The 26,175-nt window shown below is 48.6% G+C and carries 22 protein-coding genes and 1 tRNA gene; 6 read left to right on the forward strand and 17 right to left on the reverse strand.

The window, feature by feature from the left end; translation table 11 throughout:
• The first annotated feature begins 7 nt into the window (after window positions 1-7).
• Complete coding sequence (locus PRUTH_RS19310; protein ID WP_022944597.1) at window positions 8-133, forward strand: hypothetical protein; 126 nt, start codon at window positions 8-10, stop codon at window positions 131-133.
• 35 nt (window positions 134-168) lie between these two features.
• On the opposite strand, the gene yghU is transcribed toward PRUTH_RS19310, so the two are convergent.
• From yghU to radA, 3 genes are all read right to left on the reverse strand, one after another.
• Window positions 169-1,011, reverse strand: a complete 843-nt coding sequence (gene yghU / locus PRUTH_RS09165) for a glutathione-dependent disulfide-bond oxidoreductase (RefSeq protein WP_151173121.1) — start codon at window positions 1,009-1,011, stop codon at window positions 169-171.
• A gap of 135 nt (window positions 1,012-1,146) precedes the next feature.
• On the reverse strand, window positions 1,147-2,064 hold the full coding sequence (locus tag PRUTH_RS09170; RefSeq protein WP_138588440.1) for an aq_1923 C-terminal domain: 918 nt from the start codon (window positions 2,062-2,064) through the stop codon (window positions 1,147-1,149).
• A gap of 48 nt (window positions 2,065-2,112) precedes the next feature.
• A complete protein-coding gene (gene radA, locus PRUTH_RS09175; RefSeq protein ID WP_026111063.1) occupies window positions 2,113-3,483 on the reverse strand; it encodes a DNA repair protein RadA in 1,371 nt (456 codons plus the stop codon).
• A 103-nt stretch (window positions 3,484-3,586) separates the two neighbouring features.
• Here radA and PRUTH_RS09180 point away from each other — a divergent pair, with 103 nt between their 5' ends.
• The gene (locus PRUTH_RS09180) at window positions 3,587-6,055 is read left to right on the forward strand and encodes a PilZ domain-containing protein (RefSeq protein WP_151173122.1); all 2,469 of its coding nucleotides are present in this window, start codon (window positions 3,587-3,589) and stop codon (window positions 6,053-6,055) included.
• Here PRUTH_RS09180 and serB read toward each other — a convergent pair.
• Window positions 6,052-7,071, reverse strand: a complete 1,020-nt coding sequence (gene serB, locus PRUTH_RS09185) for a phosphoserine phosphatase SerB (protein ID WP_257220917.1) — start codon at window positions 7,069-7,071, stop codon at window positions 6,052-6,054. The genes PRUTH_RS09180 and serB overlap by 4 nt on opposite strands.
• Window positions 7,072-7,164: 93 nt before the next feature.
• Here serB and PRUTH_RS09190 point away from each other — a divergent pair, with 93 nt between their 5' ends.
• A complete protein-coding gene (locus tag PRUTH_RS09190; RefSeq protein ID WP_026111023.1) occupies window positions 7,165-7,788 on the forward strand; it encodes an AhpA/YtjB family protein in 624 nt (207 codons plus the stop codon).
• On the opposite strand, the gene PRUTH_RS09195 is transcribed toward PRUTH_RS09190, so the two are convergent.
• From PRUTH_RS09195 to prfC, 4 genes are all read right to left on the reverse strand, one after another.
• Entirely contained in the window at window positions 7,755-8,522 is a 768-nt protein-coding gene (locus tag PRUTH_RS09195) for a TatD family hydrolase (protein WP_151173123.1), read from the reverse strand. The two genes, PRUTH_RS09190 and PRUTH_RS09195, sit on opposite strands and share 34 nt — an antisense overlap.
• Window positions 8,523-9,161 carry a pyridoxamine 5'-phosphate oxidase gene (gene pdxH / locus PRUTH_RS09200; RefSeq protein ID WP_151173124.1) on the reverse strand — a complete coding sequence of 213 codons (639 nt, stop codon included), beginning with the start codon at window positions 9,159-9,161 and terminating at the stop codon, window positions 8,523-8,525.
• A 194-nt stretch (window positions 9,162-9,355) separates the two neighbouring features.
• Window positions 9,356-11,098, reverse strand: a complete 1,743-nt coding sequence (gene argS, locus PRUTH_RS09205; protein ID WP_151173125.1) for an arginine--tRNA ligase — start codon at window positions 11,096-11,098, stop codon at window positions 9,356-9,358.
• A gap of 69 nt (window positions 11,099-11,167) precedes the next feature.
• Window positions 11,168-12,754 (reverse strand): peptide chain release factor 3, encoded by a 1,587-nt coding sequence (prfC, locus tag PRUTH_RS09210; protein ID WP_022944342.1) that lies wholly within the window; start codon window positions 12,752-12,754, stop codon window positions 11,168-11,170.
• Window positions 12,755-12,988: 234 nt separating this feature from the next.
• Here prfC and PRUTH_RS09215 point away from each other — a divergent pair, with 234 nt between their 5' ends.
• Window positions 12,989-15,655, forward strand: a complete 2,667-nt coding sequence (locus tag PRUTH_RS09215; protein ID WP_151173126.1) for a HAMP domain-containing hybrid sensor histidine kinase/response regulator — start codon at window positions 12,989-12,991, stop codon at window positions 15,653-15,655.
• On the opposite strand, the gene PRUTH_RS19125 is transcribed toward PRUTH_RS09215, so the two are convergent.
• The 6 genes from PRUTH_RS19125 to PRUTH_RS09240 all read right to left on the reverse strand — a co-directional run bounded on the left by PRUTH_RS19125 (window position 15,656) and on the right by PRUTH_RS09240 (window position 20,496).
• Window positions 15,656-15,796 carry a hypothetical protein gene (locus PRUTH_RS19125; RefSeq protein WP_157576374.1) on the reverse strand — a complete coding sequence of 47 codons (141 nt, stop codon included), beginning with the start codon at window positions 15,794-15,796 and terminating at the stop codon, window positions 15,656-15,658. It lies immediately after the preceding gene.
• A gap of 240 nt (window positions 15,797-16,036) precedes the next feature.
• Window positions 16,037-16,480 (reverse strand): ribosomal protein S18-alanine N-acetyltransferase, encoded by a 444-nt coding sequence (rimI, locus tag PRUTH_RS09220; RefSeq protein WP_045980480.1) that lies wholly within the window; start codon window positions 16,478-16,480, stop codon window positions 16,037-16,039.
• The gene (locus tag PRUTH_RS09225) at window positions 16,467-16,769 is read right to left on the reverse strand and encodes a hypothetical protein (RefSeq protein WP_026111021.1); all 303 of its coding nucleotides are present in this window, start codon (window positions 16,767-16,769) and stop codon (window positions 16,467-16,469) included. The genes rimI and PRUTH_RS09225 overlap by 14 nt, the downstream gene beginning before the upstream one ends.
• 60 nt (window positions 16,770-16,829) lie before the next feature.
• Window positions 16,830-16,906 (reverse strand) — tRNA-Trp (locus PRUTH_RS09230).
• Between the two features lie 354 nt (window positions 16,907-17,260).
• Window positions 17,261-19,213 carry a DUF262 domain-containing protein gene (locus PRUTH_RS09235; protein ID WP_151173127.1) on the reverse strand — a complete coding sequence of 651 codons (1,953 nt, stop codon included), beginning with the start codon at window positions 19,211-19,213 and terminating at the stop codon, window positions 17,261-17,263.
• Window positions 19,210-20,496, reverse strand: coding sequence for a DUF262 domain-containing protein (locus tag PRUTH_RS09240; RefSeq protein ID WP_151173128.1), 1,287 nt, complete (start codon window positions 20,494-20,496; stop codon window positions 19,210-19,212). Before PRUTH_RS09240 ends, PRUTH_RS09235 begins: the two co-directional genes overlap by 4 nt.
• Window positions 20,497-20,651: 155 nt before the next feature.
• Here PRUTH_RS09240 and PRUTH_RS19130 point away from each other — a divergent pair, with 155 nt between their 5' ends.
• Complete coding sequence (locus PRUTH_RS19130) at window positions 20,652-20,801, forward strand: hypothetical protein (protein WP_170268927.1); 150 nt, start codon at window positions 20,652-20,654, stop codon at window positions 20,799-20,801.
• A gap of 78 nt (window positions 20,802-20,879) precedes the next feature.
• Here the strand turns inward: PRUTH_RS19130 and guaA are convergent, their stop codons facing one another.
• Together guaA and guaB are read right to left on the reverse strand one after the other, a co-directional pair.
• Window positions 20,880-22,457 carry a glutamine-hydrolyzing GMP synthase gene (guaA, locus tag PRUTH_RS09245; protein ID WP_151173129.1) on the reverse strand — a complete coding sequence of 526 codons (1,578 nt, stop codon included), beginning with the start codon at window positions 22,455-22,457 and terminating at the stop codon, window positions 20,880-20,882.
• A 112-nt stretch (window positions 22,458-22,569) separates the two neighbouring features.
• Entirely contained in the window at window positions 22,570-24,039 is a 1,470-nt protein-coding gene (guaB, locus tag PRUTH_RS09250) for an IMP dehydrogenase (protein WP_022944336.1), read from the reverse strand.
• Window positions 24,040-24,174: 135 nt separating this feature from the next.
• On the opposite strand from guaB, the gene xseA reads away from it, so the two are divergent.
• Complete coding sequence (xseA, locus tag PRUTH_RS09255; protein ID WP_045979541.1) at window positions 24,175-25,533, forward strand: exodeoxyribonuclease VII large subunit; 1,359 nt, start codon at window positions 24,175-24,177, stop codon at window positions 25,531-25,533.
• Here the strand turns inward: xseA and PRUTH_RS09260 are convergent.
• Window positions 25,496-26,170 carry a hypothetical protein gene (locus PRUTH_RS09260; protein ID WP_045979542.1) on the reverse strand — a complete coding sequence of 225 codons (675 nt, stop codon included), beginning with the start codon at window positions 26,168-26,170 and terminating at the stop codon, window positions 25,496-25,498. The genes xseA and PRUTH_RS09260 overlap by 38 nt on opposite strands.
• Window positions 26,171-26,175 lie beyond the last annotated feature (5 nt).

Consider the following 26,175-nt stretch of genomic DNA (forward strand, 5'->3'; position numbering starts at 1 on the left):
TCACCTTATGGACTCTAACAATAATAACAAAGACAAAGCGAAAGAACGTCGCGGCCATATCACCCTCATTGCCTTTTTAGTGGCCGTGGGTATTTTTGCCTTGGGCATTAAAGTAGGCGAGCTTCTAGCGTAATACCCAGACTCTAGCCAATCCAAGCGGCTGATGGTTTAGGTATCAAAGTCGCTACTGGCATGGCGCTCTTTGAGTTGCTCGCTCGGCTCACCCCATACGCGATTAACTCGTTGGCCCCGCTTTACTGCAGGCCGAGCGTCAATTCTCTTGGCCCACGCCAACACATGCTTATACTCGTGTACACTGAGAAACTCAGCGGCATCGTATAACCGCCCTAACACCAAGGCTCCATACCAAGGCCAAATAGCAATATCGGCAATAGAGTATTGCTCACCGGCCATATACTCGTTTTGCGCCAAGTGCTTATCTAACACATCCAACTGGCGCTTAGTTTCCATGGTAAAGCGATTGATGGGATATTCCATCGGCTCTGGCGCATAAGCATAAAAGTGACCAAAACCGCCACCTAGATAAGGTGCGCTGCCCATCTGCCAAAATAACCAATTCATACACTGCGCCTTTGCATAAGGCTCTGAAGGGATAAGCGTGGCAAATTTCTGTGCTAAATAAAGCAGTATTGCTCCCGATTCAAAAACCGGTGTGGCGGGGGTGCTTGAGGTGTCCAGTAACGCCGGGATTTTTGAGTTCGGGTTAATGGCAACAAAGTCAGAACCAAACTGGTCGCCTTCGCTAATATCGATTAAAAAAGCATCGTATTCGGCGTCTTTAATTCCCTGCTCTACCAACTCTTCAAACATAATCGTGGCCTTTTGACCATTAGGAGTGGCCATAGAGTACAGCTGAAAGGGGTGCTGTCCGCTTGGCAGATGCTGCTCGAACGTGGCCCCTGCTGTGGGTTTATTTAGGCTTGCCCATTTGCCGCCGCTTTCGCTATCGAGCTGCCAAACTTTTGGTGGAGTGTAGGTCGATTTACTCATTGTCGCTCCTGGTGATTTAAAAACGTTTTGAGTATAGACCTGAGGGTGGATAATATAATTACAAGAGCAAAAAAGGCACCTTCAGGTGCCTTTTTGAATTTTACCGCCCACATCCGTGCGCGCTATGGGTCATCATTATTTGCCTACAGCATGCAAGCTAAAGTAGTTAGCCAACTCTTCTGGCTTACCCATTAGTGTCATCATTTGCTGATTAATCTCTGCCACCGAGGTATTTTCGGGAACCTGCATAGAGACTTCAAACTGCTCCGTGCCCTCGATAAAATTCAGTGCCGCTTCTCGCAATACCACCGGCGCCGGTGACATGCTCAATTGTTGCTGGGCATTTTGTTGGAATTGCTCATAGGTCATGCCTTGCTCGCCAATTAGGCGCTCAAGAAGAGCTTTGAGCTTACCGTTGTTGGCTAATTTAAAGCTCACTTTTTTTGGCACCAACTCGGTCACAGCACTCATCATTTGGCTTTGTAGCGCCAGCTGTTGCTGCAAGTTCCCCTGCTCTTGTTGCGATTGCTGTTGCATCTCATTAAGTTGCTGCGACACTGCCATTAACGCCTGTGAATTGGTCATGGCAAAGCTAAACTCAACGTCGGCCAATTTACCTGCATTGAGCTTGGTAAAAATATCCGCATCACCACTTTTTTCATCATAAGTGAACTCACTCAAGACATTGATATTTTCACCTTTAAGTTCATCCATGCCTTGCACTGCGGCGCCTGAGAAAGTTAAGTCTTTGATTTCGACACGAGCATATTCAGAAATCTTATTCGGCTCATAGCCGGTCATTTCAACACGCTCAATCTGAGCAATTTGCTCGCCGAGGTGGTCATTGACAGAAATGTCGGCCAACGCCAACGCATTGTCCAATACATTGGCAGAAATCTCGTCGTAGCGGATATCAAGGCCTGTTTGCGTTTGAATTTGCATTAGCTGCTGATCAATGCCCTTGCGCGCTTCTTTCGACACATAATAATTGGCATAGCTGTAACCGCCAATGGCGATGGCACCCACGGCACCGACAATGAGTAGTTTTTTCATGTTGACTTCCTTGGGAGTGTCCAGCTCCCTCCTAGTTTGGACATTACTTTAAAATAACGCATCGAGTGCATCGCTTAAGCTTGCGACTGCTGTGACTTCCATGCCCTCGATTGCCTCTTTCGGTTTATTGTCAATGGGTACAATAGCACGTTTAAAGCCATGTTTCGCGGCTTCACGCAGTCGTTCTTGACCACTGGGCACTGGACGAATCTCCCCGCCCAAGCCAACTTCACCAAATACCACCAGCTCACGGGCCAAGCTATAATTCTTAAAACTGGACACCAAAGCCACAATCAAAGCCAAATCAGCACTGGTTTCCGTGACCTTGACACCACCGACGACGTTAACAAACACATCCTGATCGGCCACTTGTAAACCGCCATGGCGGTGTAGCACCGCCAATAACATCGCAAGGCGATTTTGCTCCAAACCCACCGTGACGCGACGAGGGTTTGCAAGCTGCGAATAATCGACAAGCGCCTGCACTTCCACTAGCAGCGGTCTGGTACCTTCCCATACCACCATCACTAATGAACCCGGTGTTTGCTCTTGTGAGCGGTTCAAGAAAATAGCCGAGGGATTTTTTACCTCGCGCAACCCTTGCCCTGTCATGGCGAACACCCCAAGCTCGTTTACTGCGCCAAAGCGGTTTTTGTGACCACGCAAAGTACGAAACCGGCTATCACTGCTACCTTCAAGTAAAATAGAACAATCAATGCAGTGTTCTAATACCTTGGGGCCGGCTAAGGAGCCGTCTTTGGTCACATGGCCCACCATGATCATGGCTATTTGATTTTGTTTAGCAAAACGGGTGAGGTACGCCGCACTTTCTCTTACCTGGGAAACACTACCTGGTGCCGATTGCACATCGGCCATATGCATGACTTGAATGGAATCTATGACCATGATCCCGGGCTTTTCTCTTAGCGCCAGCTGGCAAATGGTTTCGACATTGGTTTCGGCTAAGGTTTGTAGCTTATTGGTGGGCAACCCCAAACGCTTTGCCCGCATAGCCACTTGCTGCAGAGACTCCTCCCCGGTGACATACAGGGTTTTCATATTTTCTGCGAGACCACACATGGTTTGCAGCAAAATAGTACTTTTACCGGCTCCGGGCTCACCACCGATAAGAATGGCACTCCCCGGCACCACACCGCCCCCTAACACGCGGTCAAACTCAACAAACCCGGTGGAGAAGCGTGGCAGGCTTTCAAGATTAACCTCATCCAGAGTTTGAATTTTGGCCTCAACCATGCCGGCATAGCCGCTCGCAGCACTATTGCGTGGCGCCGATTTAACCGAGGGCACGCGAAATTCGGTTACTGTGTTCCATGCTTTGCACTCGCTACATTGGCCTTGCCAACGCGCAAACTCAGCACCACACTCATTACATACAAAAGCTGTTTTCTTTTTTACCATATTACGGGCATAATTTTTGCTGGATAAATCGTTTAAATAACGAATAAACAATAATTTGACACCCAGTATAACGGTTTTTGCCGACTGGGTAATGGTTTAATGCATGGCTGAAGACACCCTTTTAAAACACCAACCCTTAGTTGACGAACTCAAGCAAAGCCTCGGGCAGGCGAGCTTTAGCCGCGATTTTGCCGCTAAAACGGCACAACTACCTAAGGGCGACCAATTTATTATAAAGATGGAGTTTAATCGTCTTCGTCAGCCGTGCAGTCGCACCATTGATTTACGCGGCACGGCTTCCGGTGAAGTGCAAAGCTACTCATACAAGAGTCAGCAGCATTTTATGGATGCCCAAGCCATCGCAACCTTTGAAAAAGGCGTCGCTCGCTTCGGCGACTACACCATGGCTGTCTATGAAATGGTGATGGAAGAGATGAACAATCAGCGCCAATTGCGCCAAGGTGCAACACCACAACCGGAAAATAGTGAAAAAAGTGCCCGTGTCATCCACTTCGCCTCCTATGATTTTCGTCAGCAAGAGCGCATGAATTACACCATCAAAGTCAGTGTTATGGTGAATGACAAAACCATAGAGGGTAAAAGCAGCGATATTTCTTTGGGGGGATGTAAGCTTAAGTTGCCTAGTCATGCCATGCTTGAGCGTGGGCAAAAAGTGCAGGTTCGCTTTACCGGTCTAGAGGAAGATTTCGAACTGGGCCTCAAAAACGGCTTAGAATATGAAATTGTCGGCATAGACCCTGCGAGCACCATCGACTTTTATTACGCCCGCATGAAGCGCACCGGTAGCGAGACAACCCCTGGATTCGATGAGTTTCTGGCGCGCTTTATTAACGGTAATAAACGCCGCTACAAGGTCAACCTTGATAACACCCTCGATGCGGTTTTAACCAAAGGTTATGAGCAGTATTACTTGCCAAGGGTCAGTTCGCTGTTCAGTTTCATTTGCGTAAACGATAAAAAGCTCACCCCTAAACTGCTGCTTACCACCGAGAATAATGCCTACATTCACTATTATTTCAGTGATGAAGAGCGCCGCTCTGTGCTGCCGAGTATTCTTAATACGCAGCGCATAAGCAGCATTTTGGCACGCAAGGGGCAAGTCAAATCAACCCTACTTTACAGCTTTAGTCACCCCCAAAATGGCAAGGTCTTCTTTTACAGCGCCACCGATATCGAACTGGCCACCTACCCTAAGTTACGCTCGTTATTTTTTTCCTATGCCAGTAGGAAGCCGTCTTGGCGGGTATTTAAGTTGCAATTGGTTCCCGTGCAAAGCGAAGACTCCCATATTCCACTCTCGCTCCCCGACAGTGCCGGCGAGGCGATTGCTAAACTTAATAAGCCTCCGAGCGCTCGCGTGCAAAGCTATTTAAAGGGTCTTAAGTACCTGTGTACCTTATCGGAGGTGAGCTCTGCTAATTTAACCGCACACAAGCGCCGCTACCGCCTCGATAAAAGCTTAGTCAACCAGCTCAAAGTATTTGGCCATCGTAAAGTGGCAGAGCCAGAGCTTGAAGTCGTTGCCTTGGAGTATGCTAACTTACGGGCTCACAAGCGGTATCTGTACCAAACAGAAGTGACCGTTGAAAGTGGTTTGGCAGCGCCGATGTCGGCACAATCTCGTGATTTCAGTGTACTAGGAATGCAAATAGAGCTGAGCCAACCAGCGCCTGAGACCAAAAAAGGCGATGTTATTTATCTGCGCTTACCGCAACTGCAAGAAATAACGAAAAAATTTGAGCTCACTCAGCTACCTTACGAGGTGATGGCTGTCAGTAAGACCGGCACCATTTTAAACTTAAAAGCCTACCAAAAAAGTAAGCAACCCCATGTTGGCGTACAGTTTTTCTCGCAACTAGTAGAGAACAACAAAGACAAGCTGCAAGTGTGTGAGGAAGAGCCGAAAGTGCCGGGGCTATCCAAAGCCTTGCGCAATATTGTGGTCAAGAATCTAGCGCAAACACCGCTGTATATTACCAAAGAAGAAGCACACCTGGAGCTTGGTGCAATAGGTGAAGGACGTTATCAAAGCGCGATTCACCATATTCGGCGTCAGTTTGGTGAATTCTCTACGCAAATAAACTTAAAACCCTTACTGAGTATCAAAGAGTTCCAACAGCTCAGTGATACCCTGCGCGATGGAAACCGCCAAGATAAGCCCAAAACTTTCGACTTGTTTATTCGCTTAAACCTTAAAAAAGACGACCTCAGTGGTGCAGTCACCAGCCGCTGTATTAGCACCGAAGAGGACTACAGCTCATTGCTGCCCTTTGTGAACAAGGCGCTTAAATCGGGCTTGTTGTTTGCGTTTCGCCTGCATTTATCGAAAACCGGCCGCCCAGACACGAAATACCTGATCAGTGAGCTGAAGTACATCAGTCACTATGCGCTGCATAAAGCCAAAGAGTTAGAGCAAGCGCTATGGCGTGTAGAGGGCGTGATTGATGCCCTCGCTATTGATGAGTTAGTGCCAAAGCTCTGTGATATAGAAGTTCAGGATTACCAGAAAATGCTTGAACGCCGCAGCCTGTGGCTACAGCGTTTAGGTTAGTTGAACTCGGGAATACTGAGTAGATACAGTATCTGCGCTAAACTGCCAGCATTGATGGCGGTGGGAGCCTGCGCCACCACTTTAGGCTTACCGTGGACAGCAATACCTAGCCTAGCTGCGTGCATCATCAGCAGATCATTGGCACCATCACCGATGGCCACCGTTTGCTCTGCGCCCACGTCCAACTCATCGCGGTAAGCTAATAAAAAGCGTGCTTTTTCTTGCGCATCAACAATATCCCCATTGACCACTCCGGTTAACACGTGGCCATCGTCTGCTAATTGGTTGGCATGAATACGGTCTAATTTGAGTTGTTTTTGTACTTGCTCAGCAAATGGAATAAATCCTCCCGAGGCGATGGCCAAATGCCAATTATGGCGTTTTAGCGTTGCGCATAGGTGGTCGATCCCTGGCATCAAGGGAAGCTGCTCTTTGAGCTCTGCAAGCAAAGACAACTCAACGCCCGCTAGTTTCGCGACGCGCTGACGCAGGCTGTCACTAAATTCCAACTGCCCACCCATCGCTTGTGCGGTGACCGCAGCGACCTCGTCGTACACCCCTGCTAAGCGCGCAATTTCATCAATACATTCGATGGTGATCGCCGTCGAGTCCATATCCATCACTAATAAGCCAGGTGCATGTAAACGTGGCGGGTTGCTCAGCAGCGCGCACTGCACTGCGTTTTCAGCTGCATATTGCTTGAGCTGAGAGTTAAGCTCAGCCTGGGGGTTAGCAATCGCGAACGCGAACCCTGGAGGTAAATCGTCATCGGCGTGATACCTGACCACCGCCTGTACCTGACATTGCCAGTCAAGCAGCTGCTGTGCCAGTTGCGCAACGTGCATGCCCAGTTGAAAACCAAATACACTGACATAAGCCAGTGGCTGTTCGCTCTGCTGACTTGCCACTAAAGGCGAATCGTCAAAAGAATACCAAGTATTTAAACTTAGGGTTTGCTGTAAAGACAAATCGTCTTGCTGTGCTAAAGTAGACAAGAGCATGCTTTGGTGCGACATTAAAACTCCAAAAAGGTGAACACGTTAACTGATGACAACGGATGCTTAATTTAATCACCCTTAGCGATGAAAGTCAGTAAGTACACCCATGATATGAAAAATAAACAAGTGAAAAACCCAGTTCGAACATCGCAGTGGCAACGGTTACTGCGCTTGGTGTTTGCCGCTTTTTGCTTTGTATTACTGACTTGGATGGCCTTTAATACCAGCTTTCAAGGCCACCAAATGCTCTACCAGCAAAGCTATCAATACGCCAAAAGCCTCACCGAGCAGTTAGCCTTGACCGCAGCGGAGCCTTTGGAGCAGAGCAACAAGCCTCGTTTGGGACATTTGGCCAATCAATTGAGTACAGACTCGAGTATCCAAAGTGCAGCCATTTATGATGCTCACGGCACTGCGATGGCGCTCAGTGAGGCGTTTAGTCCCTATCAACGTGAATTTGGGGTGACACAAGCGACCCCGGGGGTGAGTAAATTGAGTCAACCTATTGTCATCCCCATCACCTCATTGCAAAGCAATAAGCCCATCGGCTTTGCTCGCGTTAATTACCTGCCCCAAGTCGCCATTGATGACAGTCACCGATATTTTCATGAGGTCGGTCGCCAAGTACTTCTTATGCTATTGATCACCTGCGTATTCACTTGGCAGCTTGGACGAGGATTAAAACGTTGGCAGTTAAAGCGTTACTTTCGTAAAAAAGCTAAGCAGTTAAAATAGAGCTGCTCACTCAAGGCGCTGAGGTCTTGGCATTGCAATAGCCGTGCTAGGGCTATAAACACTTGAGGAATACGCTCTGGCGTATTGATTTGCCCTTGGTATCCGCAAAGCGGCATACTCGGTGCATCACTTTCCAATAGCAGATGCTCTATTGCGACACTACGCAGTGCTTGCTGGGTCTTGACCGATCGAGCATAGGTAATGGTTCCGCCCACACCCAATTTAAAGCCTAACTTGATATAGTATTTAGCCACTTGTTCGGACCCAGAAAACGCATGGATCACGCCGCCATAACGCGGCCGACAACGCTTAAAGCTCGCAGCGATTAAGTCATGGCTCTGACGGTGATGAACAATGAGTGGCAACGCCAGTTCATTCGCTAAGGCAATCTGCGCTTCAAAGAGCGCCACTTGCTTGTCCATTTCTCCAATACTGCGATCAAGGCCGCACTCTCCGATGGCGCACCAACGGTGCTTATGCGCTGTTGCCAGTTCGCCTAGGCCGACTATATGTTCACTCGCGTGTTGCGACAAAAAGTAGGGATGTAAACCAGCACCGATATGAGTAGGTCCATGGTGCTGGCTGAAGTCGAGCAACTGCTGAGATTGCGCCAAGCTAATGCCAGGCACAATAAACTGCTCCACGCCCAACGCTTGGGCATTCGCTATTATCGCCTCTCGCTGGCCATCGAACTCGCTAAAATCGAGGTGGCAATGAGAATCGATAAAACGCATTTAAGGGTTTAGGCGCTCGACACGCCAGCTCCCATCTGGCTGACGACGATACATAAAGCGATCATGAAGGCGATGCGCTCCTCCTTGCCAAAACTCGACCTTAGTCGGCTCGACACAGTATCCTCCCCAAAAATCAGGCAGCGGGATTTCACCTTTAGCAAACTTACTTTTCATTTGCGCAAACTTTTCCATAAGCGCCTGACGTGATGACACCGGCCGGCTTTGGCTAGAAGCCCATGCCGCTAATTGGCTTTCTTTTGGCCGCGATAAGAAATATTTTGCCACTCGCGATGTTGGCAACGGTTTGGCCTCGCCGTAAACAATGACTTGACGCTCAAACATGTGCCACGGGAAGTGCAGACTAATTTTATTATTCTGGGCAAGTTCCTGCGCTTTGCGTGAGCCGGTATTAGTGAAGAACACAAACCCTTGCTCATCGATATGCTTAAGCAACACAATACGCTGCGAAGGCTGACCCTGCTCGTCAACGGTGGCTACAACCATGGCCGTCGGATCGGGGATTTGCGCATCAATGGCTTGTTGTAACCACTTTTCAAACTGTGCTACCGGCGTCGCATCGAGCATGGTTTCATCTAACCCACCTTGCAAATACTCACGACGAATATCTTCCAATTTCATATTCATTCCTTCTCACTAAGCGCCAAGAATACCCTACAATCAATCAAGCTATGTCGCCTTGCCCAGTCACTCAGCTTGTCCCGAAGTAAAGCCTATTGGGGGATGTGTGTAATCGACCTCCCCAACAGCCTACTTTGGATAAAGCGCGCGGTTCGGTCGATGAGAGGGCCAAATATCAGCAAACCTTGAGCTGATTACATTTGCTCCATCACCTCAATGCCAAGCAGGTCTAGCCCTTTGTGTAAGGTTTTTGCTACCAATGAACACAGCACTAAGCGGCTATTTTTATCTGCGTCGCTGACGCCCTCTTTAAGTACCGGACAAGCTTCATAGAAGCTCATATACAAGCTCGCCAGCTCATACAAGTACCCACATAGTACGTGTGGTGTGGCATCGCTGATCATTTGGTCCAGCACTTCTTCAAATTGCATCAGCTTGATAGCCAGCGCTTTTTCCTGTGGCGCAGCAATCACAACCGGTGCCTGATGAGTGGTGCTATCAATGCCGGCTTTACGGAAAATACTTTTCACTCGCGTATAGGCATATTGCAGATAAGGCGCCGTGGCTCCCTCAAAGCTCAACATGGTATCCCAGTTAAAGATGTAGTCACTGGTACGGTTTTTCGATAGGTCGGCGTATTTTACCGCGCCAATTCCCACTTTCCGGGCGATTTCTTCTTGCTCTTGCGCACTATGAGGAGAGTCGCTATCGGCTAGCTTTGCTTTGGCGCGGGTCACCGCTTCATCAAGTAGATCGGCAAGCTTAACGGTACCGCCAGTACGGGTCTTAAACGGTTTACCGTCCTCGCCCATCATGGTGCCAAATGGACAGAATTCATAGCTGGTTTGTTCGCGTAAAAAGCCGGCCTTGCGTGCTGTCAGCTCAACTTGGCTAAAGTGCAGGCTTTGACGAGCATCAACGAAAATCAAGATACGATCGGCTTGCAAATCATTAGAGCGATAATCACAGGCGGCAAGGTCTGTGGTTGAATATAAAAAGCCACCGCCGGATTTCTGCACGATGAACACCGATGGCTCACCGTCTTTGTTGGCTAACTCATCTAAAAAGACCACTTGCGCACCCTGGTCTTCCTGCGCCAGCCCTTTTTCTTTAAGCACCTCAATCATGCGCTGCAACTCACTGTTGTAGGCACTTTCCGCTTTAATGTCATCACGAGTCAGGGTGACATTCAGCTTTTTGTATACTTCTTCGGAGTGCTTGACCGAGGTATCAATGAAAAGTTGCCACAGCTTATTACAGTGCGCATCGCCTTGTTGTAGGCGCACAACATACTCGCGCGCCTTATCAGCAAAACCGGCCTCATCGTCGAAACGCTTTTTGGCGTCACGATAGAATGTCTCTAAATCAGCAAGCGCTACGGCCTCTAGATCAACGCCCTCATTTAGCATGTCTTCCAAATGCGCGATAAGCATACCAAATTGCGTACCCCAATCGCCCATGTGGTTTTGCCGTATTACTTTATCACCACGAAACTCCAAGGCACGTACCACGGCATCACCGATAATGGTGGAACGTAAATGGCCCACGTGCATTTCCTTGGCAAGATTGGGCGATGAGTAATCCACCACCACTGTATCTGCTTGCGGGTGCTGCGCTACACCGAGTGTATCGTCTTGGCTTGCAGCTTCGACGCTGGCGCCTAAAAACGCCGGTTTGAGGTGAATGTTAATAAAGCCTGGGCCTGCTATTTCGACCTCGGCGGCGATATCGCTCACATCCAGGTTATCGATAATTTTTTGCGCTAGTTCACGCGGATTAGTTTTTAGCTTTTTCGCGGCGCCCATGGCACCGTTAATTTGGTAATCACCAAATTGCGGGCGCGTACTTTGCGTCACCGCTGGATTCGTGCCTTGCTCAAGTCCCGCAGCGATCATCGCAGCGTTGGCTTTTTCAATCAGAATTTGCTTAATGTTCATAGTTGCAGTTACCTTGCAATAAGGGCCAGCGAGGGCTGACCACGATTAATACAGTTGCTCAGTGGCGCTTTAGTGCTCGCGCGTTTCGCTAAAGGTTACCTCTGGGTAACGCTCCATGGATAAGTTCAAGTTTACGCGACTTGGGGCGATGTATGTCAGGTTATCTCCGCCATCTAAGGCTAGGTTTTGCTCACACTTGCGCTTGAACTCTTCAAATTTCTTCACATCATCACAGCTTACCCAACGCGCCGTATTAACGTTGACACTTTCATAGATGGCATCCACTTTGTATTCGGCTTTTAAGCGTGCAACCACAACATCAAACTGCAGCACCCCAACAGCGCCAACAATTAAGTCATTATTGGCAAGCGGTCTAAACACCTGCACCGCGCCCTCTTCCGATAGCTGTACGAGGCCTTTAAGCAACTGCTTTTGCTTAAGTGGATCTTTAAGGCGAATACGGCGGAATAACTCTGGGGCAAAGTTAGGAATACCGCTGAACTTAAGCTTTTCTCCGTCGGTGAAAGTATCACCAATTTGGATAGTGCCGTGGTTGTGCAAGCCAATAATATCACCGGCATAGGCGTGCTCAGCACGCTCGCGGTCACCAGCCATAAAGGTCACCGCATCAGAAATACTGATTTGCTTGCCTATACGCACGTGGTTCATCTTCATGCCTTGGCTGTACTTGCCCGAGACAATGCGCATAAAGGCAATACGGTCACGGTGTTTGGGGTCCATGTTGGCCTGAATTTTAAACACAAAGCCTGTGAACTTTTCGTGCTCAGCACCCACTTTGTTGCCATCATCGGTGGCGCGCGGTAAGGGGGCCGGAGCCCACTCGGTCAAGCCATCAAGCATATGATCAACGCCAAAGTTGCCCAACGCAGTACCGAAGTAAACTGGGGTTAACTCACCGCTCAAAAATAACTCTAAATCGAATTCGTTGGACGCTCCTTGCACCAGCTCAATTTCTTCGCGCAGTTGTTGCGCTAAGCTCTCACCCACCGCTTCGTCTAATTCACTGTTATCCAGCCCTTTGACGATGCGCAACTCTTGAATGGTATGGCCTTGACCGCTTTGATACAAAATCGTCTCGTCACGGTGCAAATGATAGACCCCTTTGAATTCCTTACCACAGCCAATGGGCCAGGTTACGGGGGCACACATCATATTGAGCTCAGTTTCCACCTCATCCAATAACTCCATTGGATCGCGAATATCACGGTCCAGTTTGTTCATAAAGGTGACGATGGGGGTGTCACGTAAACGGGTGACTTCCATTAACTTACGAGTTCGGTCCTCAACACCCTTAGCGGCATCAATCACCATCAAACACGAGTCCACGGCGGTCAAAGTACGGTAGGTATCCTCAGAGAAGTCTTCGTGCCCTGGGGTATCTAGCAGGTTAACTAAACGCTCGTTATAAGGGAACTGCATTACCGAGGTGGTCACCGAGATGCCACGCTCTTTTTCCATTTCCATCCAGTCTGACTTAGCGTGTTGGTTTGACCCTCGGCCTTTAACTGTGCCCGCTTTTTGAATGGCTTGTCCGAATAATAGAACTTTTTCGGTAATGGTGGTTTTACCCGCATCGGGGTGTGAAATAATCGCAAAAGTACGACGTTTACTAATTTGTTGTGTTAACTCTGACATGCGGTCACTTATGAATAGTCGACCCGGCACTAAACGCGAACCAAGCCGGGAATTAATTTAGAGATTATTACGCGTGATTATACCGACTTTAGCATGCACACAAAAGCGCCTAATACCGACAAAAGTGACTTCTACGCATTGCCATGTGTATTATTGCTAAGCAATTTTGTATAATTTTTCGTTCGTTTGAGTTAGTAAGCTGTTTTTTACGTTGCAAGGAGCCGCACCCATACCATGAAAACCAGTAAGTTAAGTATACGATTACTATGGTATATCACTCCGGTGGTGATTTTGCCCTTGCTGTTTTTAGGTGGCTTTACCTTGACCAACGTAACTTCAAGCTCACAACAGCAAACACAGCTCATTGTAAGCCGCTTTGTCGAACAGCAGCAAAATAAGGTGTTTCACTCCCTCAATGTCTATCACTCAACCACCGAGCTGTTAACAAGCTCACCCGTACTGCAAGACTTTGTGCCGGAAATACATCAGAGCAGCGACCGCTACACCGAACGTTTAGCGGCGCTAATGGATGTGTTTGGCAGCTACACCCAAGCTTACCCAGATATACTCAGTATTAACTTAGTGTCGCCACAGCAAAAAAGTTATGCTTACTTTTCAACGAAATTAGAGTCCGCACCGCAGGCATACCCATTTTTTGAGAAACTCAGCGCCAGTTCCCTGCGCCGCCAGCAATTTATGGTGCAAAATGAACGCGGCGAAACCACACTGTACTTCGTGCAAAAGGTATTTACCCCAGATTACCACTTAGAGCGCCCTATTTTATTGGGCTACGTAATAATGCGCGTGCAGCCAACAGTACTTAATACAGCGATTTTAGAGTCTCCCTACAACAATACCCTCAACTTGATGCTCACTGAGCAAGGGAAAATTCTATTTAGCTCTAACCACGCCCTACGAGGCCAGAGTATCGCCAGCGAAGAGCTGCGTAAAATTAGCTTATGGGCCGATAATGGTCGCCTCAACGAGCTCGCCTTGCACAGTATTGATCACACACAACGCTTGGTGTATGCGGTGCAAATGGCCGGAGGCCACTACTTCATTACCAGTATTCCGAAAGAATTACTGTACGAGTCTGGCAAAGTCATTAGCTTGATCACCGCCTTAATTGTGATGATCTCTGTTATCACTCTGCCAATACTCATTTTTATTGTTGTACGTAACTTGCTGTTAAACCCTATCGAACAGTTGGGGGCGGCCAGTCACCGCGTTGGCGAGAATGACCTTGCCGTACGCCTACCCGATGATCGCAAGGACGAGGTAGGCCAACTCTTTAGTGATTTCAATCACATGGTTAATAAAATTTACCACACCCAGGGAGAGCTCGAAGAATACAAAAACACCTTGGAACAAAAAGTAGAAGCGCGCACCTTGGAGCTGGAAAAAACCAATAAGGCGTTAGAGCTCGCCATTGAACAAGCCGAGCAAGCCAACCAACTTAAAAGTCGCTTCCTAGCCAATATGAGTCATGAGATCCGCACTCCGCTGACAGCAATTATGGGGTTCACCGAGCAGCTGCTTGATAACAACAAGATAAAAGAAGAAAAAGTGCACACCCAGCTCGCTACGGTACTGCGCAATTCACGCCACCTGCTGGAACTGATTAATAACATTCTCGACTTATCGAAAATCAAAGCTGAGAAATTAGATATGAATCATGAACCGGTGTCGCTATATGAATTACTCCATGATCTTGAGTCCATCGTCGAGCCTCAAGCGCAGCAAAAACAACTGCAATTCGATATCGACTATCACTTCCCGCTGCCCAAATATTTAAGCAGCGATCAAACGCGATTAAAGCAAATCCTCTTAAACATTCTCACTAATGCGGTGAAGTTCACCACCCAAGGTGGCGTGCATATGAGCATTCGCTATCAAAGTGGCATGCTGGAGTTTGTTGTTACCGACACGGGGATTGGTATTTCAGATAAAGAACTGGACCGTATATTTAAGCCCTTTGAACAAGCTGATGCCACCACCACACGACGTTTTGGAGGCAGCGGCCTTGGCCTCTGTATTGCTAAAAACTTGGCGCAGCTACTCGGCGGTGATATTTGGGCACAAAGCCAACAAGGGGTCGGCAGTCAATTCACTATTCATGTTGCTTGCTATCAACAATATACCGAACAGGATTATTACTACGACCACGCACAAATGCAGCCAGTTTACAGCGAACGCCCCGCCCTGAGCGAGCAGCGCTTTGATGGCGATATTCTTGTGGCGGAAGACAACAAAGATAACCAGGCGTTAATATCACTGCTACTTGAGCGCTGGGGGATTGAGCCTGACTTTGCTAACAACGGCGCAGAGGCGGTGGAAAAGGCCTTGGTCAAAGACTACCAGTTAATTCTTATGGATATGCAAATGCCCGTTATGGGCGGAGAAGAGGCCACCAAAATGCTCCGCCATGCCGCTTATGATGGCCCTATTATCGCCTTAACTGCCAACGTGATGAAACATGATATTGAGCGCTATCTCGGTGCTGGCTGTGATAAGACTTTAGGAAAGCCTATTGATAAGCAGGAGCTTGAGCATACGTTAGCCACCTACTTGAGCATTCAACAAGAAGCGGCCTCACAGTGGGACGATATTTTGCAAAGCGAGCGTTTTTTGCAAATTAATGCCAATTATAAGGAAAAGCTGCCTGAGTACCTTGATGAGGTGCTTGGCCACCACCATGACGGGGATTGGGAACAGTTGCAGTCACTGGCTCACAGCATCAAAGGCAGCGCCAGCTGTTTTGGTTTCTTTGCCATTGCCGAAGCAGCGGGCGAGCTCGAGCAGGTCTTACGTCAAGGCCACCATGACAGCCATGACTACAGCGTACTTAAGCTCGAACACGCCATTCGCTATGTGCTTGAGCAAGATGTCGAGCCAAGCTAATCACTGCGCGTGTTTATGCGCGCCAATAATTCCATGAATGGCTGCCATTGCCGGGTCATGAGCATTGAAGTACTGCTTTGATGACAGTGTCACCGGCACATGAGGAGCAATCCAAATACGGTGGTCCTCGGCCTTTGACACATCATCACTTAACCTAACAAGCGAAGACAATGCGTTGCTAAAAAATAGGCGCCCTGCGCAGCAGCTACAATAGCGACACGTCGTTCTCATCGTGTTCGGTAAGTGTCATTTTTAGCTAATACTATCAAGGTGTTGAGATCGAAACTTTATCTAAGTTGTAACAAATTATCTGGTTGCACTAGCTTAAATTCAAAGCAGGTAGCTTAAAATAACAAGAGATATATGCTTGAAGGGGTGCGCTTAAGGCTGCGCTACATCTAGCTCGCGCATCATTAACAGTGCATCTTCGCCGTCTGGGTAATACTTTTTGCGTCGACCATTAATCACAAAGCCACTGCGCTGATAAAGGCCGCTGGCAGCATCATTACTCGACCGCACTTCTAAAAAGATGGCCTCGCATTGGCGCGCTGTTGCTTGGTTTATAAGATGGTTCATTAGCGCTTTACTGAGCCCCTGCCCTTGCTTATTTGGAACAATACAAATGTCCATCAGCGTGCAATCTGGGCCCGCTTGCTCGGCTATATAAAAGCCTACCAGCTCAGCCTCATCATAGAGCCCGGCGTTGAAATAACGCCCACCTAGGCATGAGCGTATCAGCTTTTCGCTCCACGGGTGGCTGTGACAGGCATTTTCAATAACGCATACCGCCTGGATATGATCCAACGACAGCTCACTCACTTGCATGGCTATACTCGTCAATCACATTCGATAACTGCTGCCACAACGCCTGCTTTTGAGTGACCGCCAGCGTTGCTGCGGGCAAGTAGACACTCAGCCCCTGTACTTGTGGGCTTGGTACATCACTAATATAAACGGCAGCGCCTTGTGGCAAGCAGCGTAAAATATCTTGTGCCACTGTGTTGTTTAATGGCTCTGCATTGGCCGAATTGACATGTGCAACGGGCGCTGTTGCGTCGCTGCTGCGTAAACGCACAGGTTGAATCGCAAGTATATCGGCAATATCTGGATGCATAGTAATGATTAAGTCGTTTTGGCGAGAGCCAGTGTAGCGCAAAGCTAGAAAAGAAAGAAGTGGCAGGGGCGGAGAGATTCGAACTCCCAACCGTCGGTTTTGGAGACCGCTGTTCTACCAATTGGAACTACGCCCCTGCAATGTCGACGCATTATAATGAGGTTTTTAAAAAGGTAAAGAAAAAATCACGCTTACCCGGTTTAACTGCTTTTAAAATAAACAAACGGCATGCAATTGCTTGCATGCCGCTTTAATATGGTTGTTCTTTCGCCGTGAGGCTAAACCACTATTCCCACTCGATGATTAATGCTGTCTTAAAACACTATAAAATCAATAAAATAGCATTATCTCTGCATGTCGATACCATACAAAATACCATGGTAAGAAAACTTGGAGACTGTACTGATCGTGTCGCCCGACGCAAAACGCTTTTAGACCGACAACTTGCACACCACAAAGGATATTCGTCCAAAAGCGGTTATTCAAAGAAGTCAACGCCCTGGGTTGGATCTTCCGCTTGCCTCCACCAGACTTACATCATCACGAAGCAATGTCACCATCGCTTCATGATGTGCTGTTATCTGCTGATCGTCCCAGTTTGTATTTCGGGTGATTTCCGCCATTCTCTTGAGCTTGGGACTTTGAAGTTCAATTGTATCCTTGAAGTTTTCGGCCTTCACTCTGGGGAGGCTATTGCTGAATTTTGAGTTCGCGCTGACGCTTACGAGCGCGAGGTTGCCAAGCAGGTTAAGGCTAGAACCTGAAACAACCGCGCCCGACTGTTCTTTGTCAGGATGCTGTGGATAGAAGTGCTCAATGGAAGTTCTGAACTGAAATTTGAAATCTCGTTTTGAGGAGTCACTCAACAGAAGATAGTCGAGATACGAAAAGACGATACGGCTGATACCTAACCCTTGTGGTTGCTGATCTTTCTCAAAGGAGAATGTCTCTTTAACCTTGCTGCGGGCATATCCCTTCAACAAATCGGCAAGATCCGCATGTTTCACGTCTCGAGGGGCTTTAACGGAGAGCCAGCGAAGAACTTTGGTAATCCAGTGCATCGTTCGCGGAGAAGTGTAGGTAATCCGAAGCATGGACTGAAGCAGCAATACATCTCGGGTATGTGGGTCAGCACTCCCGCCCTCCTCTAAGCTTCCATTGCTGGCCGAGAAAACATGGATGTACGTCGGGGTTGGCTTCTTGTCCCCGCCTCCTTTTTTCAGTCGCTGGAGAGACCAATCGCCATCGTCACCGATGTTTGCCGTGAATTGACGCTTCAAGATGAAGCCATCGAAGAGGTTGCGGCACTTGAGAAGCATAAATGCAAAACTACGCACCCAATCGGCTTTAGCATCGGGTACATTATTTACGGCGTCGTCAAATGACTTGATGAGGCGCTTGTCGTCAAGCAGGCCTTCGTCTTCGACCTCATCGCCTTTCATAATTCTTAGAACGTGTAGCAGAAAGGCCGGAAACTCAATAGTCGAACGAAACCGCTCGTTGCCCTCGTCTTCAGTGGAATTTGACTCGAGCTCTTTAGCGTATTTTGACAACGCCTCATCCAAGGACAACGATACCCCTTCGGAGGATTGCCTTGATGAATTGATGCCGGATTGCGGACGACTTTCCATTAGCGAAGCGAAGTTGGTCACCTCCAGCCAGGACCATTCATCACCAAATACTTTGTTTCGCAAACTTGTGTCACCACGGGTTAGAGACATCTGGACATAAGAATCCATGTCAGCACAGGAATCCCAAACCCACGCAAAGCATTCGCGTTCATATTGATTGGGCAGTTTGCTCATCAGGCGAGCCTTAACAATATCAACCTGCTTGAGTTGCTGCCCACGAGTGTTCATGATCTCGAAGTAGCGATTGAGGTCGGTATTGGGTGGCAGCGAGGCACGGACGACAGTCACCTTCGTTAGCAAGAAATCGCAGAATTTTTCGCGTGAGCGATTAAGGTTTTCATTTTGTTTGAAGAACTGATTGATGATGCTGTAGCCTTCATGAATGCCAGCATCTGCATTACTCGTGGAGCCCTGCGGTCGAACGTGCTCCTTAGCCGCCTCCTGTGCTACTCTCAGCAGGGCCTCAGTTGCCCGTGCGCGCGACTCATATTGCAAGTGGCCTGCATGGCCAACCGACGGCTTCTCACCCTCACCGTCTTGCTCTAGGAAGGTCAGAAGCAGATAGAGGGTTGTAAGTCGTTGTTGTCCATCTATGACCTCGAACTCATCCTCTCTTCCCCGCTTGATTACAACAAGGTTCCCAAGAAAATAGTTGTCCTGGCCCCCTACCACCGAGTCTTGAATATCGCTAATAAGTTGCTCAATCTGTTCGGCCCGCCAAGCATAGTTCCGTTGATAAATAGGAATCAGATAATTGTCAGTGAATAACTTGCCTACTGTTAACAGTTCAGGTTTCAACTCCTTCTTGCTCATTGCAGCCCCTTGATAAAAGCAACGAGTTCTTTTTCGTGGTTATCGCTGTATGGCTTACTTGCTATTGGAAGTTTGCGGACAACACTTCCAGTCATCGCATTACGTAGCAAAACAAAAGGCGATTTATTTGCATCGTTTTTACCTCGCGCTCGGTTGTCAGCAGATACAAATTGCACACGAAGTAACTCGACCCGCAAGGCATATGCCCATGCGAATAACCTATTTCGCACTTCATCTACATCTTCATCGCCAAACTTGTTTGTATAGCAAAGTAGCGCGGCAATGAACAATTCGTATACGTAGCGGTAGCGGTAGCGACTTTGAGATGGGCCAAAGTTTTTGAAACCTCTGTCAATAACCTCTTGTTCCAGTATCTTCAATTCGTCAAGCATGAATGTCACCATCTCGAAAAATGAGCGTCCTGCGATTATCGGGGCATCAAGCTGAAAGCGGCTGCGGCCGGCATTTCGTGCATCATGTGTAGAGGATACCGACCATGCACTTAGAAGTGGCATAGCGGCTTGTGCTGCAAGGTGATATCGCAGATTTGGCGAAAATGACCTGTGGGATCGTGATGAAATGCCCTTGAACATGCCGATGTCCCGAATAGTAAATTCGAGCGAGCTTTCGCCTCGTGACCACTTGGATATCCGGTATAAAAAAGTAGAAAAAAGCCTGTCCAGATCCTCATCGTTTACGGCTTCCCAAGCCTCAACGACAGCCACTTTCATAGCAGCGGACTCATCGTGCATTTCGCGCAGGTGGTGTGCTTTGAGCAAGTCGTGAGGGGCAAGCGGTTTGCCGCGATAGTTCTGGGAATCAAAGACCCGAAATGCCTCATCAATATCGTCCGTCACAATACGCACCAACTGACATTTGTGACAGATAAAATCCAAAAACTCTTTTTTATCTTCCAACTGCGACAGGCGCCTTTGAAGCTCTATCCAAACTAGAGAGACAGGAGTTTCGCTGTTACCAGACATCGAAATTTGATGATTTATCGGATCTAAGGCCGCAAGAATCATTCGCAAAGTCAGCAGGCGCTGCTGCCCGTCGACTACATTGAGATACTCACCATCATCGTGAAGAATGATTGCACCCAAAACATAGGGAATATCTTTTCGTTCGGTATCTCGAAGAGCTTCGCTGATATCATCCACCAGTTGTAGAGCAGTCGATACATCCCAACTGTATGGGCGTTGATAGTTCGGTATCCGAAGGCCTTGCTTGAGTAGTTCATCCACGGTGACTGCACTAACACCGTTCTCTCCGTTAATCGCCATTCCTATGTCCCTTCATTGACGCTTTTCTATTTTCTCAGCGTATTTTCCGCAAACTTTATTCACCTATATGGATACTTCGATTCCGAGTGGCGGCTGTCTTGTTCACAATTTCTATCACGAGGTGCTCCTCTGGCGCATATTTAACGATCTGGGGCATGGGTCGAGAGAGCGGTTCTGATCAAAGCGAGCATCGATGGCATCAGCACAGCGCTGCAATGCACCCGGTTGTCGATACCATGGCATTTGCTGATACGGTCACATGGTATTTGCTATATCTTCGATTCAGCGTCGGCCTTAAACCATAAAAAATGCCATTGATAATGCAGTCAATATCATCAATGGCACTCACTAAATCAAATAAAACAATAGGCTAAATAATAGCCTCATTCCCACTCGATAGTCGCTGGCGGCTTACCTGAGATGTCATACACCACGCGAGAAATACCATCGATTTCGTTAATAATACGGTTAGACACCTTGCCAAGGAATTCATAGGGTAAGTGTGACCAACGCGCGGTCATAAAGTCGATGGTTTCAACACAACGTAGGCTTACGACCCAGTCATATTTACGGGCATCACCCATCACCCCGACCGAGCGCACTGGCAAGAACACCGTGAAGGCTTGGCTTACTTTGTGATAAAGCTCCGCCTTGTGCAGCTCTTCGATGAAAATAGCATCAGCGCGACGGAGCAAGTCGCAATACTCTTTCTTAATTTCACCCAGTACCCGTACACCTAGGCCTGGGCCTGGGAATGGGTGGCGATACAACATGTCATAAGGAAGACCCAGCTCAAGGCCTATCTTGCGTACTTCGTCTTTGAACAATTCACGCAGCGGCTCAACAAGGCCCAGCTTCATGTCTTCTGGCAAACCACCAACATTGTGGTGTGATTTGATGACATGGGCTTTACCGGTCGCCGAGGCGGCTGATTCAATTACATCTGGGTAGATAGTTCCTTGCGCCAACCACTGCGCATTCACACGTTTGCCCGCTTCTTCATTGAATACATCAACAAAGGTGTAACCAATGGCTTTACGTTTAGCTTCTGGCTCATCAATCCCTTCTAAGGCTCTCAAAAAGCGCTCTTCGGCATCTATTTTGATGATATTGAGGCCAAAGTGGTCGCCGAACATATCCATCACCTGTTCGCCTTCGTTCAAGCGTAACAGGCCGTTGTCAACAAACACACAAGTTAGTTTATCGCCAATGGCTTTATGAATAAGCATCGCCACGACAGACGAGTCTACCCCACCGGATAGGCCTAAGATCACTTCTTCGTCACCGACTTTTTCACGAATACGCTCAACAGCATCTTCGATGATTTGCGCGGGTGTCCAAAGCTTTTCACAACCACAGATATCAACCACAAAGCGCTCTAACAGACGCAGACCTTGAAGTGTATGAGTCACTTCTGGGTGGAACTGCACGCCATAAAAACGTTTTTCTTCCCATGACATCGCTGCATGGGGACAAGTGTCTGTTCTCGCTGTGGTAGCAAACTGAGGGGGAGTTTCTTCTACTTTATCGCCGTGGCTCATCCATACATCAAGCAGACCGTTACCGTTGTCGCCAAGGTGATCTTCAATGGCTTCAAACAAGGCACAATTACCTACTTTTTCCACTTGCGCATAGCCAAACTCTTTCTTATCAGAGCCGTGTACTTTACCGCCAAGCTGCGCCGCCATGGTTTGCATGCCATAACACACACCCAGAACCGGAACACCCGCTTCAAATACGTAGTCAGGCGCACGCGGGCTGCCCTCTTCGACTGTAGATTCAGGGCCACCAGATAAAATGATGCCTTGCGGGTTAAATTCACGAATTTGCTCTTCCGTTACATCCCACGCCCATAATTCACAGTAAACGCCTATTTCACGCACGCGGCGGGCGATCAGCTGGGTGTACTGCGAACCAAAGTCGAGGATCAATATACGGGAATCATGGATGTCTTTGCTCATTGCTGTCTCATCTAAATTAAATGATGGCGGACCCAGTGCAACCAGGCCCTTTACGCTAACCGAAATTAAGCAGGGCTAGCAGTTGCTAGCCCTGATTGCACCGTTTTCGCGCCTAGCCTAGGCGGTAGTTGGGCGCTTCTTTAGTAATTTGCACATCGTGTACGTGCGACTCGCCCATACCGGCCGAGGTAACGCGTACAAACTGTGGCTTAGTGTTCATCTCTTCAATGGAGGCCGAGCCAGTTAGGCCCATGGAGCTGCGCAGACCCCCCATTTGTTGGTGGATAATATTGCCAATCGGGCCTTTGTAAGCCACGCGGCCTTCGATGCCTTCTGGTACCAATTTCTCGGCTTCTTTCGAAGTTTGGAAATAGCGATCTGACGACCCTTCTTTTTGATCCATCGCACCTAATGAGCCCATGCCACGGTAAGATTTATAGTAGCGTCCTTGATACAGCTCAACCTCGCCTGGCGACTCTTCAGTACCGGCAAGCATTGACCCCACCATGACGCACGATGCACCGGCAACCAGCGCTTTAGCAATATCGCCTGAGAAGCGAATCCCCCCATCGGCAATAACAGGAATATCACGTCCTTTAAGGCCCTCAACAGCATCTGAAATAGCGGTAATTTGGGGTACGCCACAACCAGTCACGATACGCGTAGTACAGATAGAGCCTGGGCCGATGCCCACTTTCACGGCATCCACGCCAGCATCAGCAAGGGCAATAGCGCCTTCAGCTGTCGCTACGTTACCAGCAACGATTTGTAAATCTGGGTAAGCTGCACGCGTTTCTTTGACACGGTCAATAACCCCTTGCGAGTGGCCATGTGAGGTATCGATGAGTAGCACATCAACACCGGCTTCAACCAGTGCAGCGATGCGCTCGTCAGTACCAGCACCCACACCCACCGCAGCACCGACGCGTAAGCGACCTTGCTCATCTTTACAGGCGTTTGGTTTGTCCATGGCTTTTTGGTAATCCTTCACTGTGATCATGCCTTTCAGTTTAAAAGCGTCATCAACAACTAGGATTTTCTCAATGCGGTGCTCGTGCATCAGCCCGAGGATCTGGTCACGATCAGCATTTTCGCTTACCGTAACAAGGTCTTCTTTTTTGGTCATCACGCTAGAAACAGGCTTACTCAGCTGAGTTTCAAAACGCATATCACGGCTGGTAACAATACCCTGAAGGTTATTGTCTTTGTCGGTCACCGGGAAACCAGAGAAGCCTTTCTCAATCGCCAGTGCTTGTGCATCAGCGATAGTCAGGTCCGCTGGTACGGTCACAGGTTGCGACACAACCCCTGCCTCGTACGTTTTTACTTTACGTACATTGGCCGCCTGTTCGGCGATGGTCATGTTTTTGTGAATAAAGCCCAGTCCACCTTCTTGCGCTAGAGCAATGGCTAAACGCGCTTCAGTCACTGTATCCATAGATGCAGAAACAAGCGGGAGGTTCAGCTTAATGCCGCGAGTAAGGCGAGTGGTAAGGTCCGCTGTGTGCGGTAGAACAGTAGAATGACCAGGTACTAAAAGTACGTCGTCAAAGGTAAGAGCTTCTTTAGCGATCCTAAGCATTGGCAACTTCTCACGAATTGGTGATTGGATGGAGTTGCGGCGGCATTTTATCAGCGATAATAGGGCGAGTAAATAAAATTCGCCGTTTATTTATGATAAAGTGGCGACAACTTTTTCGCTCTCTTGGGTCGTTCTATGTATTCACAACCCCACGCTAATACGCCAGCTGCCGTATACACCGTATCGCGCCTAAACCGCGAAATCCGAACCGTGTTAGAACGTGGCTTTGCCAGTATAGTACTCAATGGTGAAATTTCTAACTTTGTTGCCCCCGCTTCTGGACATTGGTACTTCTCCTTAAAAGACGATAAATCCCAAGTACGCGCAGCGATGTGGCGCGGCAACAACCGCTATGCACAAATTCGCCCAAAGAATGGCGACCAAGTGCAAGTACATGCACGAGTCTCATTGTATGAACCGCGCGGTGACTACCAAGTCATCGTCGAGCGCATGGAAGCCGCTGGCGAGGGGCTGCTTAAACAACAGTTCGAAGCCTTAAAAATGCGCTTGGCTAGTGAAGGGCTATTTAACTCTAGTTACAAAAAGCCATTGCCTAGCAGCATCAATAAAGTAGGTGTTGTCACGTCCAGCACTGGGGCCGCTATAAAGGATATTTTAACCGTATTAAAGCGCCGCGCACCGCAGCTTGAAGTGGTTATTTACCCTTGCCAAGTGCAAGGTGATAGTGCCCATCAAGGGATCATCGATAAAATTGCTCTAGCCAATGCCCGCAAAGAGGTTGATGTATTAATTGTCGGACGCGGTGGCGGCAGCTTAGAAGACTTGTGGTGCTTTAATCACGAGCAATTGGCTCGCGCTATTTTTGCCAGTGAATTACCTGTGATCAGTGCCGTGGGTCATGAAATAGACACCACTATCAGCGATTTTGTTGCTGATATACGTGCGGCGACCCCCTCGGCGGCGGCCGAGTTAGTGAGTCCCGATAGCGAACAAATTAAGCAGTTTTTAGCGCATAAAAAGCAGCAGCTACACAGCGCATGGCGACACCGCTTAGCGGCCTATCAACAGCAATTGCAGCAACTACAAAGCCGTTTATCACACCAGCATCCAGCTAATCAGTTGATGCAACAGCAGCAGCGTTTAGATGAGTTGCAAATGCGTCTACACCGCGCCATGGAGCAGCGTTTTAACCACCAGCAACAGCACCTTGGCGAGCTTAGTATGCGTTTGCAACGCGCCAACCCAGCACAACGGGTAGCCAGCGCCAAATATCAATTGCAGCAACTATCGAGCCGTCTAGTGGCAAGCCAAAAAGAACAACTCTATCGCGCCCAAAGCGAACTGAGCCACCTCGCTACTCGCCTTGATAGCATCAGCCCTTTGGCCGTACTTGGGCGCGGCTACAGCATTACGCGCGCCGACTCGGGAATTATTAAGTCAGTACAGCAAGTACAACCGGGCCAAACACTGCATACGCGCGTGGCCGATGGTGAGGTTACGACGACGGTGGTAGGCGTTCAACCCAAAGATTAAGACCCGCTTCAGAGCTGCGCGAATTGGTGCGGTGAAACTGCTGCCACCACGGCTGTTCCATAAGAGTATTTTGAATATTGTGCCAATCGTCACGCGGGTCGAGTTCTACGTCTTCTTGGGCTGAGAACTGCAGGCGACAAACCGTTTGCTTACATTGGGCGGTATCGAGTTTAATCTTGTACGCCAACCCTTGGCTGTAAACAAAGTCACTCACTTTGGTCTCAACTTCATAGGCCCAAGCTTCGTCCCGCTCTTGATTGGTAAATCGCTCTTTAAGTTCGGCCTCCATGTCACTGGGCGCGTCTAGAATATGCTTGTAGGTAGCAATGGTTTGCTTAGCGGCCGCCAATTCGCGGCGTAAAGTATCAATGTCGCTGGTACTGTTAGCGGCACCTTGGGGTTGTTCGGGGGCGACCTCTAGCGTATCGGTAGCGGGTGGCAGCTGCTGTTTTTTTACTGCTATTTGAGGTGATTCAGGCAGCGCCGCGAGCTGAGGGGGATGAGTTACAAGTTGAGCATCACTTGATGGTGCGGGCTGCGTTGCTGGCACGGGTGATGGCTCGAAGAACACTATATAACCGCCTCCGAAGCCCAACGAGAATGCCCCCAGTGCAGTTATAACAAGTTGTTTATTCATCCCTT

Origin of the sequence: Pseudoalteromonas ruthenica, assembly GCF_008808095.1 — a bacterium.
GTDB classification, from domain to species: Bacteria; Pseudomonadota; Gammaproteobacteria; order Enterobacterales; family Alteromonadaceae; genus Pseudoalteromonas; species Pseudoalteromonas ruthenica.

Excerpts from the sequence above, each read along its gene's own strand:
- PRUTH_RS19310 (WP_022944597.1), top strand. The coding sequence starts at position 8 with ATGGACTCTAACAATAATAACAAAGACAAAGCGAAAGAACGTCGCGGC.
- yghU (WP_151173121.1), bottom strand. The coding sequence starts at position 1,011 with ATGAGTAAATCGACCTACACTCCACCAAAAGTTTGGCAGCTCGATAGC.
- PRUTH_RS09170 (WP_138588440.1), bottom strand. The coding sequence starts at position 2,064 with ATGAAAAAACTACTCATTGTCGGTGCCGTGGGTGCCATCGCCATTGGC.
- radA (WP_026111063.1), bottom strand. The coding sequence starts at position 3,483 with ATGGTAAAAAAGAAAACAGCTTTTGTATGTAATGAGTGTGGTGCTGAG.
- PRUTH_RS09180 (WP_151173122.1), top strand. The coding sequence starts at position 3,587 with ATGGCTGAAGACACCCTTTTAAAACACCAACCCTTAGTTGACGAACTC.
- serB (WP_257220917.1), bottom strand. The coding sequence starts at position 7,071 with ATGTCGCACCAAAGCATGCTCTTGTCTACTTTAGCACAGCAAGACGAT.
- PRUTH_RS09190 (WP_026111023.1), top strand. The coding sequence starts at position 7,165 with ATGAAAAATAAACAAGTGAAAAACCCAGTTCGAACATCGCAGTGGCAA.
- PRUTH_RS09195 (WP_151173123.1), bottom strand. The coding sequence starts at position 8,522 with ATGCGTTTTATCGATTCTCATTGCCACCTCGATTTTAGCGAGTTCGAT.
- pdxH (WP_151173124.1), bottom strand. The coding sequence starts at position 9,161 with ATGAAATTGGAAGATATTCGTCGTGAGTATTTGCAAGGTGGGTTAGAT.
- argS (WP_151173125.1), bottom strand. The coding sequence starts at position 11,098 with ATGAACATTAAGCAAATTCTGATTGAAAAAGCCAACGCTGCGATGATC.
- prfC (WP_022944342.1), bottom strand. The coding sequence starts at position 12,754 with ATGTCAGAGTTAACACAACAAATTAGTAAACGTCGTACTTTTGCGATT.
- PRUTH_RS09215 (WP_151173126.1), top strand. The coding sequence starts at position 12,989 with ATGAAAACCAGTAAGTTAAGTATACGATTACTATGGTATATCACTCCG.
- rimI (WP_045980480.1), bottom strand. The coding sequence starts at position 16,480 with ATGCAAGTGAGTGAGCTGTCGTTGGATCATATCCAGGCGGTATGCGTT.
- PRUTH_RS09225 (WP_026111021.1), bottom strand. The coding sequence starts at position 16,769 with ATGCATCCAGATATTGCCGATATACTTGCGATTCAACCTGTGCGTTTA.
- PRUTH_RS09235 (WP_151173127.1), bottom strand. The coding sequence starts at position 19,213 with ATGAGCAAGAAGGAGTTGAAACCTGAACTGTTAACAGTAGGCAAGTTA.
- PRUTH_RS09240 (WP_151173128.1), bottom strand. The coding sequence starts at position 20,496 with ATGGCGATTAACGGAGAGAACGGTGTTAGTGCAGTCACCGTGGATGAA.
- PRUTH_RS19130 (WP_170268927.1), top strand. The coding sequence starts at position 20,652 with ATGGGTCGAGAGAGCGGTTCTGATCAAAGCGAGCATCGATGGCATCAG.
- guaA (WP_151173129.1), bottom strand. The coding sequence starts at position 22,457 with ATGAGCAAAGACATCCATGATTCCCGTATATTGATCCTCGACTTTGGT.
- guaB (WP_022944336.1), bottom strand. The coding sequence starts at position 24,039 with ATGCTTAGGATCGCTAAAGAAGCTCTTACCTTTGACGACGTACTTTTA.
- xseA (WP_045979541.1), top strand. The coding sequence starts at position 24,175 with ATGTATTCACAACCCCACGCTAATACGCCAGCTGCCGTATACACCGTA.
- PRUTH_RS09260 (WP_045979542.1), bottom strand. The coding sequence starts at position 26,170 with ATGAATAAACAACTTGTTATAACTGCACTGGGGGCATTCTCGTTGGGC.